13 protein-coding genes, 3 pseudogenes, 1 riboswitch and 2 other annotated features are annotated in these 15,251 nt (G+C 34.0%); of the genes and pseudogenes, 4 read left to right on the top strand and 12 right to left on the bottom strand.

What is annotated here, in order from left to right:
• Positions 1–724: pseudogene (locus tag JFT89_RS14300) on the top strand (MFS transporter); the annotation flags it as partial.
• A gap of 16 nt (positions 725–740) precedes the next feature.
• On the opposite strand, the pseudogene JFT89_RS14295 reads toward JFT89_RS14300, so the two are convergent.
• From JFT89_RS14295 to JFT89_RS14280, 4 genes and pseudogenes are all read right to left on the bottom strand, one after another.
• Positions 741–1,081 (bottom strand): annotated as a pseudogene (locus JFT89_RS14295) (FtsX-like permease family protein); the annotation flags it as partial.
• Positions 1,082–1,093: 12 nt separating this feature from the next.
• On the bottom strand, positions 1,094–1,861 hold the full coding sequence (locus JFT89_RS14290; RefSeq protein WP_201040266.1) for an ABC transporter ATP-binding protein: 768 nt from the start codon (positions 1,859–1,861) through the stop codon (positions 1,094–1,096).
• A gap of 1,295 nt (positions 1,862–3,156) precedes the next feature.
• Entirely contained in the window at positions 3,157–3,687 is a 531-nt protein-coding gene (locus tag JFT89_RS14285) for a hypothetical protein (RefSeq protein ID WP_002065306.1), read from the bottom strand.
• A gap of 370 nt (positions 3,688–4,057) precedes the next feature.
• A pseudogene (locus JFT89_RS14280) lies at positions 4,058–4,234 on the bottom strand (TetR/AcrR family transcriptional regulator); the annotation flags it as partial.
• A gap of 156 nt (positions 4,235–4,390) precedes the next feature.
• Here JFT89_RS14280 and JFT89_RS14275 point away from each other — a divergent pair.
• The gene (locus JFT89_RS14275) at positions 4,391–4,888 is read left to right on the top strand and encodes a DAPG hydrolase family protein (RefSeq protein WP_002065304.1); all 498 of its coding nucleotides are present in this window, start codon (positions 4,391–4,393) and stop codon (positions 4,886–4,888) included.
• Between the two features lie 267 nt (positions 4,889–5,155).
• Here the strand turns inward: JFT89_RS14275 and thrS are convergent, their stop codons facing one another.
• The 4 genes from thrS to JFT89_RS14255 all read right to left on the bottom strand — a co-directional run bounded on the left by thrS (position 5,156) and on the right by JFT89_RS14255 (position 9,968).
• Complete coding sequence (gene thrS / locus JFT89_RS14270; RefSeq protein WP_201040265.1) at positions 5,156–7,075, bottom strand: threonine--tRNA ligase; 1,920 nt, start codon at positions 7,073–7,075, stop codon at positions 5,156–5,158.
• A gap of 44 nt (positions 7,076–7,119) precedes the next feature.
• Positions 7,120–7,342 (bottom strand) — a binding site (T-box leader).
• A gap of 35 nt (positions 7,343–7,377) precedes the next feature.
• Positions 7,378–7,601, bottom strand: a binding site (T-box leader).
• A 122-nt stretch (positions 7,602–7,723) separates the two neighbouring features.
• Entirely contained in the window at positions 7,724–8,431 is a 708-nt protein-coding gene (locus tag JFT89_RS14265; RefSeq protein ID WP_002085707.1) for a pseudouridine synthase, read from the bottom strand.
• Positions 8,432–8,875: 444 nt separating this feature from the next.
• Positions 8,876–9,241 (bottom strand): VOC family protein, encoded by a 366-nt coding sequence (locus JFT89_RS14260; RefSeq protein ID WP_201040264.1) that lies wholly within the window; start codon positions 9,239–9,241, stop codon positions 8,876–8,878.
• A gap of 97 nt (positions 9,242–9,338) precedes the next feature.
• Positions 9,339–9,968: a YdbC family protein gene (locus JFT89_RS14255; RefSeq protein ID WP_201040263.1), complete on the bottom strand. Its 630-nt coding sequence runs from the start codon at positions 9,966–9,968 to the stop codon at positions 9,339–9,341.
• Between the two features lie 433 nt (positions 9,969–10,401).
• Positions 10,402–10,521: riboswitch (glycine riboswitch) on the top strand.
• 107 nt (positions 10,522–10,628) lie between these two features.
• Between JFT89_RS14255 and JFT89_RS14250 the strand changes: the two genes are divergently transcribed.
• Entirely contained in the window at positions 10,629–11,996 is a 1,368-nt protein-coding gene (locus JFT89_RS14250) for an alanine/glycine:cation symporter family protein (protein ID WP_201040262.1), read from the top strand.
• A 48-nt stretch (positions 11,997–12,044) separates the two neighbouring features.
• On the opposite strand, the gene JFT89_RS14245 is transcribed toward JFT89_RS14250, so the two are convergent.
• Positions 12,045–12,575 carry a DinB family protein gene (locus JFT89_RS14245; protein ID WP_016094083.1) on the bottom strand — a complete coding sequence of 177 codons (531 nt, stop codon included), beginning with the start codon at positions 12,573–12,575 and terminating at the stop codon, positions 12,045–12,047.
• Positions 12,576–12,589: 14 nt separating this feature from the next.
• Entirely contained in the window at positions 12,590–13,357 is a 768-nt protein-coding gene (locus JFT89_RS14240; RefSeq protein ID WP_201040261.1) for a DUF3891 family protein, read from the bottom strand.
• A 204-nt stretch (positions 13,358–13,561) separates the two neighbouring features.
• Between JFT89_RS14240 and JFT89_RS14235 the strand changes: the two genes are divergently transcribed.
• Positions 13,562–13,834, top strand: a complete 273-nt coding sequence (locus JFT89_RS14235; RefSeq protein ID WP_002012780.1) for an HU family DNA-binding protein — start codon at positions 13,562–13,564, stop codon at positions 13,832–13,834.
• Positions 13,835–13,877: 43 nt separating this feature from the next.
• Here JFT89_RS14235 and JFT89_RS14230 read toward each other — a convergent pair whose 3' ends face one another.
• Positions 13,878–14,420, bottom strand: a complete 543-nt coding sequence (locus tag JFT89_RS14230) for a hypothetical protein (RefSeq protein WP_016094085.1) — start codon at positions 14,418–14,420, stop codon at positions 13,878–13,880.
• Positions 14,421–14,456: 36 nt separating this feature from the next.
• Positions 14,457–15,206 (bottom strand): 4'-phosphopantetheinyl transferase Sfp, encoded by a 750-nt coding sequence (gene sfp, locus JFT89_RS14225; RefSeq protein ID WP_063219570.1) that lies wholly within the window; start codon positions 15,204–15,206, stop codon positions 14,457–14,459.
• Between the last annotated feature and the right edge of the window lie 45 nt (positions 15,207–15,251).

The following is a 15,251-nucleotide window of genomic DNA, read 5'->3' as shown; positions in this document are numbered from 1 at the left end:
CGGTTTTAGTGACGGATTTTTAATTCCTGCTGCCTTTACATTTTTATCAAAGCAAACAAATTCAGCAAAGCAAGGTAAGGCAATGGCTCTATCTGGTGCTGCCGTTGGAACAGCGGCAATCGTAGGACCTGCTTTTAGTGGCATTATGAAAGCAACAGCTGGTATAGAGTGGGTGTTCATTACCATTTCTATTTTAATGGTCCTTGGTACAATCGTATCCCTATTCTTCTTACCAAATAACGTATCAAGAAAAGATACATCAAGAACTCAAATGATGAACAAAGAAGATATGATTGAGCTATTGAGATCTGAACCGTTATTGCAAGCATATATTGGTGCTTTCACGCTAATGTTTTCACAAGGAATTGTCACGTATATGTTACCAGTAAAAGTTGAGGCGTTAGCACTTAAAGCATCTACAACAGGCATGATGTTAAGTGTATTCGGAATTACCGCTATCCTCTTCTTCTTACTTCCAACAAATCGCATTTACGATCGATTTAATCGTTCAAAACTAATGCTAATCGGGATTGCAGTAATGGCACTAGCGTTATCTTTACTCGGATTATTTGCAACAAAAGGCATGCTCTTTATCGTTATGATGATTTATGGAATTGGATTCGCTATCCTCTTCCCAGCAATTAATGCTTTACTTGTTGAAAATACGACAGATGGTAACCGAGGGAAAGCATTCGGATTGTTTTATGCATTCTTCTCATTAGGTTGCTGCTTCAGGTCTTTACAATCCCCATACCAAAAGTCTCAATAAATAATAATTGCGCTACTTTTTTCTTTTTCGCTCCAAGCATCATGTACATACCGAGTTCTTTTCTTCTTAATGTAAGTAAAAAGAATTGGCATATATGATGTAAAAAACTGTAATGAAAGAAAGCAATATTGCACCAACCCAAAAGACGAGCCTAATACTACTAATGAGACTATTATCTTTTGTAAATTCACTATTCATCGCCATCGTTTGGAACATGTAAAAAATACTAATACTAATGACTAGACCAATAAGTAAAACCATATAATCCTTTAACATTTTTTTCATACTATGACGTGATAATTTGAATAACATAGTCTCGCCCCCTTACTTAGGCTCAGCTGCTGAGCCCATTTGAGCAAGCACACCTAAAATATCTTGATAGAAATTTTCTCGTGTTCCTTGACGTTTTAACTCTTTATAAAGAAGTCCATCCTGTATAAATAAAATACGTTCACAATAGCTCGCACTAAATGCATCGTGTGTTACCATCAAAATACTTACATTGTGATTTTCATGTAAATCTTGCATCGCTTCTAATAAACTTTTTGCATTTTTACTATCAAGTGCTCCTGTCGGTTCATCTGCTAATACGATTGCCGGATTATGCACTAAAGCTCGTGCTGCCGCTGTTCTTTGTTTTTGTCCACCAGAAACAGCAGTCGGATATTTAGTTAAAATTTCAGTAATCCCTAATTTCTTTGCTACTTCATTTACTTTTCCAGTAATCTCACTTGACGGTACGCCTTGCAAGGAAAGTGGTAAAGCGATATTTTCATAAATTGATAAATTTTCTAGTAGATTAAAATCTTGAAAAATAAATCCTAATTTTTGAGAACGAAAATCTGATAATGCATTCCCTTTCATAGAAGTAATATTTGTGCCAGCTATTGTTACACTGCCACCTGTCGCTTGATCAAGTGTACTAATCACATTTAGTAATGTCGTTTTACCAGATCCAGATGGACCCATAATCCCTACAAACTCTCCTTCTTTAATACTTAATGAAACACCCCTTAATGCTTTTGACTGATTCTCATTTCTTTTCCCATACGTTTTTTCTACACTTTCTACAGTAACTACATTTGTTGACATCTCTTTCACTCCATCCCTTTTGTATAGTATTAACTTCTCATATATTTCTTATCTTTTTGTCATATAAATCCTTAAGGATTTTTTAACTTTTCAAACTTAAAAGAAATATGAATCATATCACTTCTTAATATTCTCATTTTTCTAAAACTCGTTCCTTCGATTTCTCTTACATTTACCTTACAATTTTGTAAGGTAAAAAAGAAAACACACCACTTTGAAATTGAAGTGAATCCGAAAAGGGGGAATCCTATTCTCACAAGGGACCTTCTTTTTTGTTCTATGGATCTATGCATTTTTTATACATTCCTATCCTGGCGCGGTTTTAGGGTTCTTATTTGTTACTAGATTAGCCGAAAAACTGTATAAAACCTTGCATGCTCTTAGCGTGGTTTTTTTCCGAAATACTGACGGTACCCCATCTCCATCAAGCTAAAAGAACGAGTTATCCCCAAACAATAAATACGAGCAACATGCTCAAAACTTTCATTCTGGGATATTATGATGTCTTAACTTGATCGGCTCGGCATGTAGTTTTATCCCTAATTAATAGCTTGTTCTCTTCTATATAACTTTTTAAAATATAGATTTGAACCATATTTCTCAATGAATAAAATAACTTAACATGGTAAAATACTATTTGGATGGGAGTCCAATACATATTATTAAAATTAAGATGGTTCAAGTCTGAAGAAGGCACCTTAGGGTTTCTTTTCTTTATGACCTTTATCATCAACTATTTAAAGTCTATTTAGACTATTGCATAACATATGTTTTTTGTACCACGCTTTGTTGATGCATTTAACCTTCACAGTTGTTGAAAGTTTAGACTTATTCCTTAGTATAGCCATATCATTAGAACATCCTGCAATATTTAGACAGAATGTAGCCAATGAAAACGATAATATTAATTTATTCAAATAATCACTTCTACCACTTTTTTAGTTAACATTTTTTCATAAAATAAGCTCCTTACTAATTTCACATTAGATTAAAGGCCAGAAAATATTCTTATACTCTAAATTGTTACGTTTGAATTAAGGAGAATTATGAGTTGCGGCGGTACTTGCAGTGATTTTGATGGAGAATTCGGTTACTAAAAAAAGTGGTTCAAGTCGGAGGAAGGCACCTTAGGGTTTCTTTTCTTTATAGGCTAGCACCAAATCCTGTATCCATTATTTGTTCACTTTGAATACATACGGTTTAAGTTTATTATCAAATTACCAATACAATTAAAGTAAAAAAAATCCCTCAGATAAACTGAGAGAACCTCTAAAATTCACATTATTTTTCCTTCTTTAATCGCATTTTTCTATTTGGTCGCCTTCTTCACCTGTGTTTACTGCCGAACTATCCGTTCCCCCTCCCACTGCATGCTGCTGTTTGGTGTTAGAACTTTCGATGGCAGCGTTGGTTCCCGCTGCACTGTCATCTCCACCACCACTTGCCACTTGAGTAGCACTAGCCTGTTTCTCACGGGTTCTATTAATTTGATTATTGATGATGAGTACAAATTCTGCCTCTTCATCCGAAGTTTCTTTTTTCATTTTATGCGGCTCAATCTGATCCCCACTAATTCCTTTATTTATCGCTTCGCCTCCAGCGCCCACCGTTTCTTGCTGTCGGGTATTCGATGAATCGATTGCTGCATTACTTCCTGCTGCACTATTTTGTCCGGCTCCACTGGCGATTTGTGTTGTATTCGGTGCAAATGTAATCTGATTATTAATGACAATGACAATTTTTCGTTTATCATCAAGATTTCCCAAATTAATTTCTTGCCCATTTTTTTTTACAAATCGAAACGTGATTTTTTCATTGTTTTCCATGTTCTCACCCCCTTTGTAATATTAAATGACTAAAGAATGATAATGGATTGGACAAGGGTATTTTTTTATAAATATGTGCACCCCGCCCACAATGAAGGCTGTATTCCTATGACTACTTTCCATAAGAAGTGAATGTTATTTTTCTTAAGCCGTTCCAAAGTAAACTTTTAAATATTGGTTTACTTTCATTATTATTAAAAAATATAAAAAAACCGATCTTTAATCGATCCGTTTTTTTATGTTTCTTTTGTCTAAAATTATAGAAATAATGAGCAAGACAGTTAATATAATAATTACATTCAAATCACTTTCATCTTTTAGAAAAAATGAATATAAAATATAAATCACCAATACTACTCCACAAATCAAATAGGTCATATTTATCACGATAATGTAAATAAAATGTCCCTCGATTAATATTGGCTCTAGCTGTAATATCCTTAACCGTAATGGAATCAAACCCTTTTTCATTTATTAATTCAGTTAGTGCATCACGTATCGCTTCTTTAGTACGAGCTACACGTAAATCAGTGTATGCACTTTTCATTTTTTACCTCATAAATTTTTTTAGACATATTTTTATATAATGTTCAGAATGCAACAGATCAGCTATTTCTGTTTATTGAACCCATAAGATACCCATACTATAATACTAAATATAAATAACCAACACTATGTTGATTAAAAAATAGGAGGTACAGAAATGAAAAACCAAGTATCAATAGTAGTTGAACATGAATTGAATGACGTAACACCAGAAATGATTGACTGGTGGTGGGATAATATTGATAACTCTGAACGATATAAACTATGGCATCCAGAAGAACATGTTGATTTTAAGTGGCTAGTTGATCCTAAAGTGCATGGGCATGTAGGAGCCATATCAGCTTCAATTGAATCTGCTGGGGATGGACTAGAATTCCCGCTAAGAATTAGATGGGAAGATCCTAAAGATTGTCCTATAAATACCCATTACAGCCATGTTTTAATGGGTTCATGTTTAGATGATCATGACGATGTAATTTCACAAGTAATACATCAATACGAAAAATCCGAGAACGGTACAGTAATGACTTCTACATTCATTTTCCCGAAAGGATTACCACCATTTATTAACCTAAGTGGTTTATATAAACACAATGTAGAAGAAATGAGTCAGTTCAGCAAATTTTTACCGAAACTTTTTAAAGAAAATTTGTAAGACAAGTTAACAGCTTTACTTTTAATAAGTGATTAACTAGAAAACAAATCGCCTCCAACATTTTAGATATGTCTACAATGTTGTGGGCCTTTCAATATCAAATCAATCACTTTCCACTTTACCTCATCCGGGTAATGTACTCTTCCCTTCAAATGAAAAACACCTCCGTTGAATTGACATACTTAGTATGCGAATTCAGGAGGTGCTTTTTTCATGTGCCATTATTCGAGTTCACTTCATTATAATGGCGTATTTTCTAATCAATTATTATTTTTTATCCTTTATTTCCTCTTCAATACTTGCCACAAATACATCTAGCGCAACAACTTCTGACTTCTCTTCACCATATTTTCGTATATTTACAGCTTCGCTTTCCATTTCCTTATCCCCAATAACAAGAACATAAGGAACTTTTTGCATTTGTGCTTCCCTTATTTTATATCCTAATTTTTCATCTCGTATATCTCGTTCAACACGAATTCCAGCTTGTGCTAGTTTGTCTGCAACCTCATTTGCATATTCTACATGTACTGCATTTGAAACTGGAATTACCTTCACTTGAACTGGTGCTACCCATGCTGGGAACGCGCCTCCAAAGTGCTCAATTAATATGGCTAAGAAGCGATCTAAAGATCCTAAAACTGCTCGGTGGATGACAACTGGTCTTCTTTTTTCATTATTTTCATCTATATAATTTAAATCAAATTTTTCTGGCATTTGGAAATCAAGTTGGACTGTTCCGCACTGATGACTTCTATTTAAAGCATCTTTAATATGGAAATCAATTTTCGGACCGTAGAATGCACCGTCACCTTCATTTAATCTATATTTATAATTTAATGACTGTAATACATTTTCTAATGCCAATTCTGCTTGCTCCCATAATTTATCATCACCCATTGAATCTTCTGGACGAGTAGAAAGCTCTACTTCATACTCGAAACCAAAAGTTTTATACACATAGTCAATTTGCGCCAACACTGATTTGATTTCATCTTCAATTTGTTCTGGTGTTACAAATAAATGAGCATCATCTTGGCAGAAAGTACGAACCCTTAATAATCCGTTTAAAGCGCCACTAAATTCATGTCGATGCACTTGACCGAACTCACACATACGAATCGGTAATTCACGATAAGAATGTAATTTATTTTTAAACATAAGCATATGGCCTGGGCAATTCATCGGTTTTAACGCAAAACTTTTATGATCTACTTCTGAGAAATACATATTGTCTTTGTAATGTCCCCAGTGTCCTGACTTCTCCCATAATTCTTGATTCATCATAAATGGAGTACGCACTTCTTGATAATTGTACTCATTTTGAATTTCTCTTAAAAATGCTTCTAATTCATTGCGAATAATCTGTCCTTTCGGCAAGTAAAAGGGCATTCCCGGAGCCTCTTCTGAAAACATAAACAATTCAAGCTCACTACCTAACTTACGATGATTTCTCTTTGCAGCCTCTTCAACAAAATGCAAATGCTTTTCCAATTCTTTTTGAGAAGAAAATGCAACACCATATATACGCTGAAGCACTTGATTATTACTATCCCCTCGCCAATATGCACCTGAAACGTGAGTTAATTGAAATGCTTTCAAATAACCTGTAGATGGCAAATGTGGTCCTCTACATAAATCTACAAATTCACCTTGTTTATAAATTGTTACACTCTCATCATTAGGAATTGCTTCTAAAAGTTCTAATTTCAAGTGATCGTTCATTTCTTGAAACAATTTTTTTACTTCTTCTCGAGAGACCTCTACTCGTTCTATCTTTACATTTTCATTTATAATCTTTTTCATTTCTTTTTCGATTTTCGGTAAATCTTCTACGTTTACACTACTCGGAAGATCCATATCATAATAAAATCCATTTTCAATGATTGGTCCTACTCCAAGCTTCACATTACCATAAATTCTTTTCACAGCTTGTGCTAATATATGTGCAGCAGAATGTCTGGCAATTTTTACCCCTTCATCTGAATCCATAGTAATGATTTCAACTTTCGCACTTTCTTCAATGTTTCGTCGTAAATCAAAAGACTGATCATTAACTTTTCCTGCGACTGCTTTCTTTTTTAAACTACTGCTAATGGATCCAGCAATTTCTTCTAAAGTAATTCCTTTTACAAATTCTTTAACGCTACCATCTGGAAATTTAATTTCAATCATTTGTTCTTTCATTTTTCATCTCTCCATTTCATAATAAAAAGCACACTCATCCCAAAAATAGGGACGAGTGTGCTTTTACCCGTGGTTCCACCCAGATTCCCATTGTAAACATACAATGGCTTCTTTTACGGTAACGTCGTTTACACGGCACTAGATACTGAATTTCCCCAGTGCAGCTCTAAGGTGGTAAGTTATTTTTCTGCGTTAGGAAGTTCTCAGCTTTCCTTCCTTCTCTGTATAACCGGGTAAAATAACTCGTGTCCTTTTCTTCGCTTATTATGAAATTGAATGCAAAAAAGCATATTCATCCCTAAAATAGGGACAAATATGCTTATATTCGTGGTTCCACCCAGATTCCCATCACAAAAAACATAATGGCTTCTTTTGCGATAACGTCGCTTACACGGCACTAGATACTGAATTTCCCTAGTGCAGCTCTAAGGTGGTAAGTTATTTTTCTGCGTTAGGAAGTTCTCAGCTTTTCTTCCCTCTCTGTATAACCGTTTAAAATAACTCGTGTCCTTTTCTTTGCTTTTGTAACAAATCCATTTATTGTTATTTAATATATCCTATTCAATCCATTTTTACAAGTGTTAAAAATACATTTTTTATTCAATAAAAAAAGAAACCAAAAACATTTTTTGGTTTCCCCTTCTCTTTTTACCAATCTTGTGGTTCGTAATTCAAGTCTGAAAATAGTCGTTTTTTCTCTTTTTTCGATAAATCTCTCCACTGTCCGACTGGTAAATTATTCAGCTCAATATTCATAATTCTCGTACGTTTTAACGTGTATACTTGATAACCCAAAGCTTCACACATACGGCGAATTTGACGATTCAATCCTTGTGTTAAAATAATTTGGAACTCATATTTTGATAACTGTGTTACTTCACAAGGAAGCGTTTTTGTATCTAAAATTTTAACACCTGCTGCCATTTTCTCTAAAAACTCCGGTGTAATCGGCTTATCTACTGAAACGATATATTCTTTCTCATGCTTGTTTTCAGCACGTAAAATCTCATTAACAATATCGCCATCATTCGTTAACAAAATTAAACCGTCTGAGTCTTTATCGAGACGCCCGATGTGATTAATTCGTAAAGGATGATTCACTAAATCGATAATATTACCTTTTACTGCTTTTTCACTTGTGCATGTAATACCTACTGGTTTATTTAAAGCGATATACACATGATCTCGAGCAATACGAAGTTGCTCTCCATTTACTCGCACGTCATCACCTGGATTTACTTGGTCACCAATTTTTGCAACCTTACCGTTAATAATTACTTTTCTCTCGTTAATTAACTTATCTGCTCCACGTCGAGACGCTTTTCCAGCTTCACTAATAAATTTATTTATACGCAAGTTAGGCACATCCTTTTCATAAAAAATTTCAAGCTCACACTGCTTCTACCGTACAATACAAAAGGGTAAGCCTCCTATTATAACTTAAATATATTAACATGAAAGGGTATATGACGTCTTCACTTAATTACATGTTTACACGAAAATAATTGGTCCTCTTTTCCTTTTCACCTCAAACTGTTTAGCAGTCAATAGATTAACCCTTGAATATAACATCATTTATTTACTTTTTTCATAGATAATATACCGATATAAGTTTGATTAATCATGCCTAAATAACTCACAATATGTGAAAAATAAAAAAGAACCCTTTTGAAAATAATCAAAATGGATCCTTCTTCAGCTAAAATAATACTAGTTTTTATACAAAAGTGTTCACTAATTATAATCTTTGATAGAAAACATCGTTCAACAAACAAAATAATCTCGAACTCCCCTAATTTTTTACGCTTCACTATTTTCTTCACGTACTCCAAAAAGAAGCCCTTGATTATCTATACAATAAGCAAAGTAACCCATATTAGGAATAGCAGTTTTAGGTACAACTACTTGTCCACCATTTTCAATAACTTTATTTATGTACTCATCAACTGAAGGTACTTCAATCGAATTAGTTGTCCTAGTAGCACCATCAGGTGATTTCATTAATCCACCATCGATACCAGGTCTATCACTCTCACCTGTAATTATGAACCAATATTCATGTGGCCCAGGCATTTTTTCAAACTTCCATCCAAAACTATTTGTATAAAATTGAATAGCTTCTTCAGGGTTTGGAACTTGCAATTCAAATCTTAAAACTTTACTCATTTAAATACCCCCTCTTGTTCTCGTATAAAGTAATTACAAAAGAACAAACGTTCTGTATCAACTTTATCTAAACCAGCTATTTTAATAAGTTCTAACTTTATTTCGAAGCTGCAACAGACCATTCTTCCTTCCGTATAACTCTCTTCCCATTTATATTTTCAACATACTCTTTTACATTTGCTAACTGGTATAACGCAGGAAAAATTTCTTTCATATAACGTTCATGTGCTATTTCATCTTGCCAATACGTTAATACTATGTAACGATTTTCAGTCTTTAAAGATTTCCCTACAACTCCACCTAATATCCCTTTTGCATTTTCCATTCCTTTATTCCAAATTGTTTCTTGCGCATGTAAAAAGTATTTTTCTTTTCCTTCCCCCACATCGCAAATTGCAACTCTTACAAATGAACCTTGTGCAATTACGTCTTTCAAAGGAATTTCTGTTATATCATACAACGTTTGAAACATTTCAATATTGCAGGAAGTATATGTGCCCTCTTGATTACTATTAAAAAAAATTGTATCATGGGCGTCATTCATGAATGATTGATATGCATTTCTATCTTTCCATAAAGTATACACACACGCTTCATCTTCATTCCACCCACCAAATTGTCCATAGAATCCGTCTAAATACTGTAAATCACGCCATTTTTCTTGCGCATCAGAAAACAATTCCCTTTTCTCTTCTTCCACCTTGCAAAATATTGTTTTTAATAGCATTTCTAATCCCCCTTATGATAAGACCCATTTTCCTCTTGTAATAATTTGTTTACATAATAAAATTATGTAAACAAATTATATCTGCTTTTATACTCCATACACAAATAACCATTTTTAGTTACTCTAAATCTATCAAACCACCAAATTGATTTTATTTCAAATAATTCGGAATTTAAAGGGAATGTAATCCTATACGGATTACATCTCACTATTAACTCATTTACTATTTCAAAATAAAAAAATGATTGCATTTCACTAATTGTATATCTATAATGTGTTTATTGATTCTATACACAATCAATGCGTTTACGTTTTTAATTTTATAATTCGGATGAACCATTCAGGAGAAGATCTATTGATCTACCGACGGGGCAAAAAGTTGCTGAACCAACTTTGAAACTCTCAGGTCTTGTTTACAAGTAGAACTGCATGGGGACGAATCTCTGGAGAGACTCCCTCTCGCTTCATATAGCGCGGAGGAAAACGAGCACCGAAGGAGCAAATCCGCTAATCTAGCGGATAATCTCTCAGGTAAAAGGACAGAGACAAGCGAAAGAAAATGCCGATTTGTATCGGTTTATTTTTCTATCCCTTGTTTCTCCAGAGACCATTTCATTTCCTTGAAGTGGTTTTTATTTTTTCTAAAAAAGGAGAATACAGATGGAGACAGTAAGTACAGTATTAGAACAAATTAATCAGTATGTGTGGGGGTTACCAACTTTGTTGCTACTCGTTGGAACTGGTATCATTCTCACAGTGCGCTTAAAAGGTTTACAGTTTAGTAAACTAATATACGCTCACAAGCTAGCTTTTAAAAAATCAGAGGATACATCATCTTCTGGAGATATTAGTCACTTCCAAGCACTGATGACAGCTATGGCTGCAACGATTGGTATGGGAAATATAGCAGGTGTCGCAACTGCTGTGACAATCGGTGGACCCGGCGCAATCTTTTGGATGTGGATTACTGCTTTATTTGGAATGGCAACAAAGTATGCCGAAGCAATCCTTGCGGTGAAATACCGTGTTAGTAATGAAAATGGTGAATACTCCGGTGGACCAATGTATTATTTAGAACGTGGTTTAGGAAAAAAATGGCTGGCTGTTTTATTCGCTATATTCGGCACAGCTGCTTCTTTCGGTATCGGTAATATGGTTCAATCTAATTCAGTTGCAGAAGCAATGCGAATCAATTTTTCTTTCCCTCCCGCATTAACTGGTATACTCATGTCATTCTTAATCGCTATCGTTATTTTGGGCGGTGTAAAAAAGATTGGTAAAGTTACTGGATATATCGTTCCTATTAAAGCATTCTTTTATATAATCGCTGGCCTTATTATTATTTTCTATCACTTTGATCAAATTCCAGAAGCATTTTCACTTATTTTTTCTGGTGCATTTCAAGGTACTGCAGCTGCTGGTGGTTTTATCGGAGCAACAGTTGCATCTGCAATTCAAATCGGAATGGCACGTGGTGTATTTGCTAACGAGGCTGGTTTAGGAAGTGCTCCTATTGCTGCGGCTGCTGCCAAAACAGATTCACCTGCAAAACAAGCTTTAGTTTCTATGACTGGTACTTTTCTAGATACATTTATTGTATGTACAATTACGGGGCTAGTATTAATTACTACAGGCGCATGGAAATCAGGTAAAACTGGTGTTGAAGCTACAACATTAGCATTCCAATCCGTATTCGGTACTGCTGGTAGTATGATTCTCGGTATCGCCATTATATTATTCGCCTACTCTACTATTTTAGGTTGGTCGTATTACGGAGAGAAGTGTGTAGCTTATTTATTCGGACAAGGTGCTGTACGATATTATAAAGCAATCTTTATCGTTATGATTGCAATAGGTGCTAATTTAAAGCTAGGTGTCGTATGGACATTTGCCGATATTGCAAATGGACTTATGGCGATTCCAAACTTAATTGGTCTAATCGGATTAAGTGGTATTGTTGTCGCTGAAACGAATCGCTTTTTACAAGCAGAGAAATTGAAAGAAAGCAATAAAAAACAGGCAAGTTAATCACTAAAAAAGGAATGGCTCATTTATAATAAGCCATTCCTTTTTTCTCTATTTCAATTCCTTTCCCTCCTGAACCATATGTAAATAAAGTACAAAATCCATCATTGTAGATGAATAACCAAGTTGACGGATCATTGCTGTTATATTCCCTCTATGATATGTACCATGATTTACGACGTGTTGCACTAGCTCTAAAATGGAAGTGTCTAATGCACCTGCATATGGGTTCTCAATAACAAATACAGTATTTACGTCTTGTATTGTACTTAAAAATTCTTTATATTGATTTACCATATTTTCAAACATTTTTTCTAATTCATGTAACGATTTAGTTTCGATTTGTTTTCGTAATTTTTCTCGGTCTTGTATTACTTCACTCATACTTTTACCATGCAATGTGTGTAACCACACTTGATCTGTAATATAAATATGTACAAAAGTATCCTTAATTGATGGGAATACACTCTGTATCTGTTCATTAAAAATTGTCTCATAGTTTGGTAACTCTTTTAGTCGGTTGAATAATCGTGTATTAGCCCAAGCATGGTAATTAAACTGTTTTAACATGTAATCTTTCAATCTAAATCGCCTCCTTATTGTATGAAACGAATGTTTTTCTTCTTCATTTCCGATTCTCTATCAGCTTTTACAATCCCTTTTTCTTTAACTTCATGTTTATTTATAGTTTTATATTTTACATATGTATAAAATTCCGTTTTAAATGGAAACGATGTTATTTGAATTGTTTCTTCATCCACCCATTCAGCTTGAATAGGCTTCTCACCCTTACTATTAAACATTTCTGTTCCTTCAAAACCCTCTTTAAATAAATCAATTTCATCTTTCTTTTTTACACCAGGTTTATTCATACATACATATAAAGAAAGTTCATCACAAAACTTCAATAATCTATAATGTTTATCAAACATCGCATATTGTTCTTTTGTTAACGTTTTCAAAATTCTTTTTTGTCGTTCCAATTCATGTTTATAAAAAGACATCATCTCTTCATCTTCCTCATTTAATGAAAATGATAAAAAGTGCTTACTACAAAGTAGCGCCCCGTATGGATTTGACTCTTCAATTGCATTCAAACCAATCGTATAAAAAACAAAGCGTAATGAACTTGGACAATCCATAAATGTATATGGAATATTTTTAGTATCATTCAAAATTGGTACTTTATCAAGCTCTATCCATCCTCTATCATGCTCATATATAGCATCAATTGTCTCTTTTAAGTATATTTTATCTTCAAAAAAATCTTCTATTATATGTCTTGCAATTTCACCAGCTAAAAAACCATGATCATGTTGACGAATTAATATACTTTCTTTCTCATTCTTTTCACGAAAAATCATCCGTATATTCCCCCTCATCCTCATATTACAGCTTGTTGTATGCATCAATTCTTAATTAATCCCTAATTATTAGCAGGGATTCAGTTTCTTTCAACGAAATTAACATAAATATACAGCATTCTTTCTAATCACAAAGTTAGCTTTATCTTTACTAACCATTATACTAAAACATTCATTCTAAAAAATTTTTTATGAGGTGAAAACATGAACAAAACAGAATTAGTTAAAAATGTAGCACAATCAGCTGATATTTCTCAAAAGGATGCTTCTGCAGCTGTACAATCCGTATTTGACACAATTGCTAATGCATTACAATCTGGCGATAAAGTGCAACTAATCGGCTTTGGAACTTTTGAAGTGCGTGAAAGATCTGCTCGTACAGGGCGTAATCCGCAAACTGGAGAAGAAATTCAGATTGCTGCTGGTAAAGTTCCAGCATTTAAAGCAGGAAAAGAATTAAAAGAAGCTGTAAAATAAACAAGAAACCAGCCATTTTATAGGCTGGTTTCTTGTTTATTGTTTATTTAAGCAGTTCCTTTATATTCTCTGCATGATACACTTCACAAATATAAAATACACATTTGCAGTTACTTACAATTTGATATTTTCTAGTTGGATAAACATTCGCCATAACAGAACATCCATCAAACAATTCGATAATATTTCCAGATGGCTGATATCCTTCATATAATACGTTTCTTCTTACTTCCATCTTTTCTATAAGGTTTTCAACAGGAATATTTCCACTCTCTAATTCACTCTTTATTGTATCCGGTAAAAACGAAGTGTCCGCAAAAATTAGATTTTCAGATAATACCTTACCTTTATAACTAACATTGGATACGCGGTAAAGAAATGTTCCATTATTATCAAAGAAATTCTTTGCTTCTTTCGGAATGTATTGTCTATCAAGCGCTTCCTGTTCAAGTACATCAAACTGAACTGTATCTTTTACAAGTTTTTCTAAAGCTAGAATAGATGACGTATTTTTAGAAAACAACATATCTTTAATTGCCTGTACATTATAAGTTAATTCAGTTTTTCTATTTTCCGCTACTAACATGAGGAACACCTCTTCTATAAGAATTTTTATTAAAAATTAACGATGATTTAATAGCAATCCCGCGTCTAACTGCGTAATTTCAGTTACTTCTTTACTAAATATTGCAATTGCAGCCATATAACCCACACTTGGCCTTACATCTTCCATCATTGTATTTTCTGCTAACTCTTGTCTATCTTTAAAAATCAACAATTTTGGAGGGTCATTTGGAGCTGATACTGTAATTTCTACTGGTGGGATCAATAGTCCTTCACCTGTCGCTTTCAGCACTGCTTCTTTTCGAGTCCAATATGTTAAAAATCCTTCTAGTCGCTGCTCATCAGGTAATTTCATAACTTGTGCTATTTCAATGTCTGTTAATACGCCCTCTGCCATTTTCATAACATCTATATTTGGATTCATTTGTTCAACATCAACACCAACAGGTGCAGATTCTGTAAATGCCACGACAACCCACTCACCCGAATGGGAAACGGATATTTGCGGCATACCTTCTGGTAATTGAGGTCTACCGTGTTGTAACTTACATACTAGGCACATTCGATCAATCGGTACTTGAACTGGCGACATAGAAAGTACCTTTCCAAGTACTAATCTACTAATTACGCAACCTATTATAAAACGCGCACGGTCTGCCGAATGATGATATGAATTTGCTTTCTCTCGCTCTACATCATTTAGTAAATTGTAATGCCATGATTGTAAATCTGAAATTCTTGCCCACCATATTTGACAACTATTCTCATTAAGAGTTGGTACAGAATCTACAACTTTACTCTCTATCATGTAAACTCTCTCCTTTTAAATGCCAATATCACTTTATTTTAAAAG

The organism is Bacillus sp. TH25 (genome assembly GCF_016650935.1).
GTDB classification, from domain to species: Bacteria; Bacillota; Bacilli; order Bacillales; family Bacillaceae_G; genus Bacillus_A; species Bacillus_A mycoides.
This window is presented reverse-complemented; position numbering and strand designations above follow the sequence as displayed.

Coding starts and splice junctions, on each gene's coding strand:
- JFT89_RS14260 (WP_201040264.1), bottom strand. CDS start 9,241: ATGAGTAAAGTTTTAAGATTTGAATTGCAAGTTCCAAACCCTGAAGAA.
- JFT89_RS14230 (WP_016094085.1), bottom strand. CDS start 14,420: ATGTTAGTAGCGGAAAATAGAAAAACTGAATTAACTTATAATGTACAG.
- sfp (WP_063219570.1), bottom strand. CDS start 15,206: ATGATAGAGAGTAAAGTTGTAGATTCTGTACCAACTCTTAATGAGAAT.
- JFT89_RS14255 (WP_201040263.1), bottom strand. CDS start 9,968: ATGCTATTAAAAACAATATTTTGCAAGGTGGAAGAAGAGAAAAGGGAA.
- JFT89_RS14290 (WP_201040266.1), bottom strand. CDS start 1,861: ATGTCAACAAATGTAGTTACTGTAGAAAGTGTAGAAAAAACGTATGGG.
- JFT89_RS14235 (WP_002012780.1), top strand. CDS start 13,562: ATGAACAAAACAGAATTAGTTAAAAATGTAGCACAATCAGCTGATATT.
- JFT89_RS14240 (WP_201040261.1), bottom strand. CDS start 13,357: ATGATTTTTCGTGAAAAGAATGAGAAAGAAAGTATATTAATTCGTCAA.
- JFT89_RS14285 (WP_002065306.1), bottom strand. CDS start 3,687: ATGGAAAACAATGAAAAAATCACGTTTCGATTTGTAAAAAAAAATGGG.
- JFT89_RS14275 (WP_002065304.1), top strand. CDS start 4,391: ATGAAAAACCAAGTATCAATAGTAGTTGAACATGAATTGAATGACGTA.
- thrS (WP_201040265.1), bottom strand. CDS start 7,075: ATGAAAGAACAAATGATTGAAATTAAATTTCCAGATGGTAGCGTTAAA.
- JFT89_RS14250 (WP_201040262.1), top strand. CDS start 10,629: ATGGAGACAGTAAGTACAGTATTAGAACAAATTAATCAGTATGTGTGG.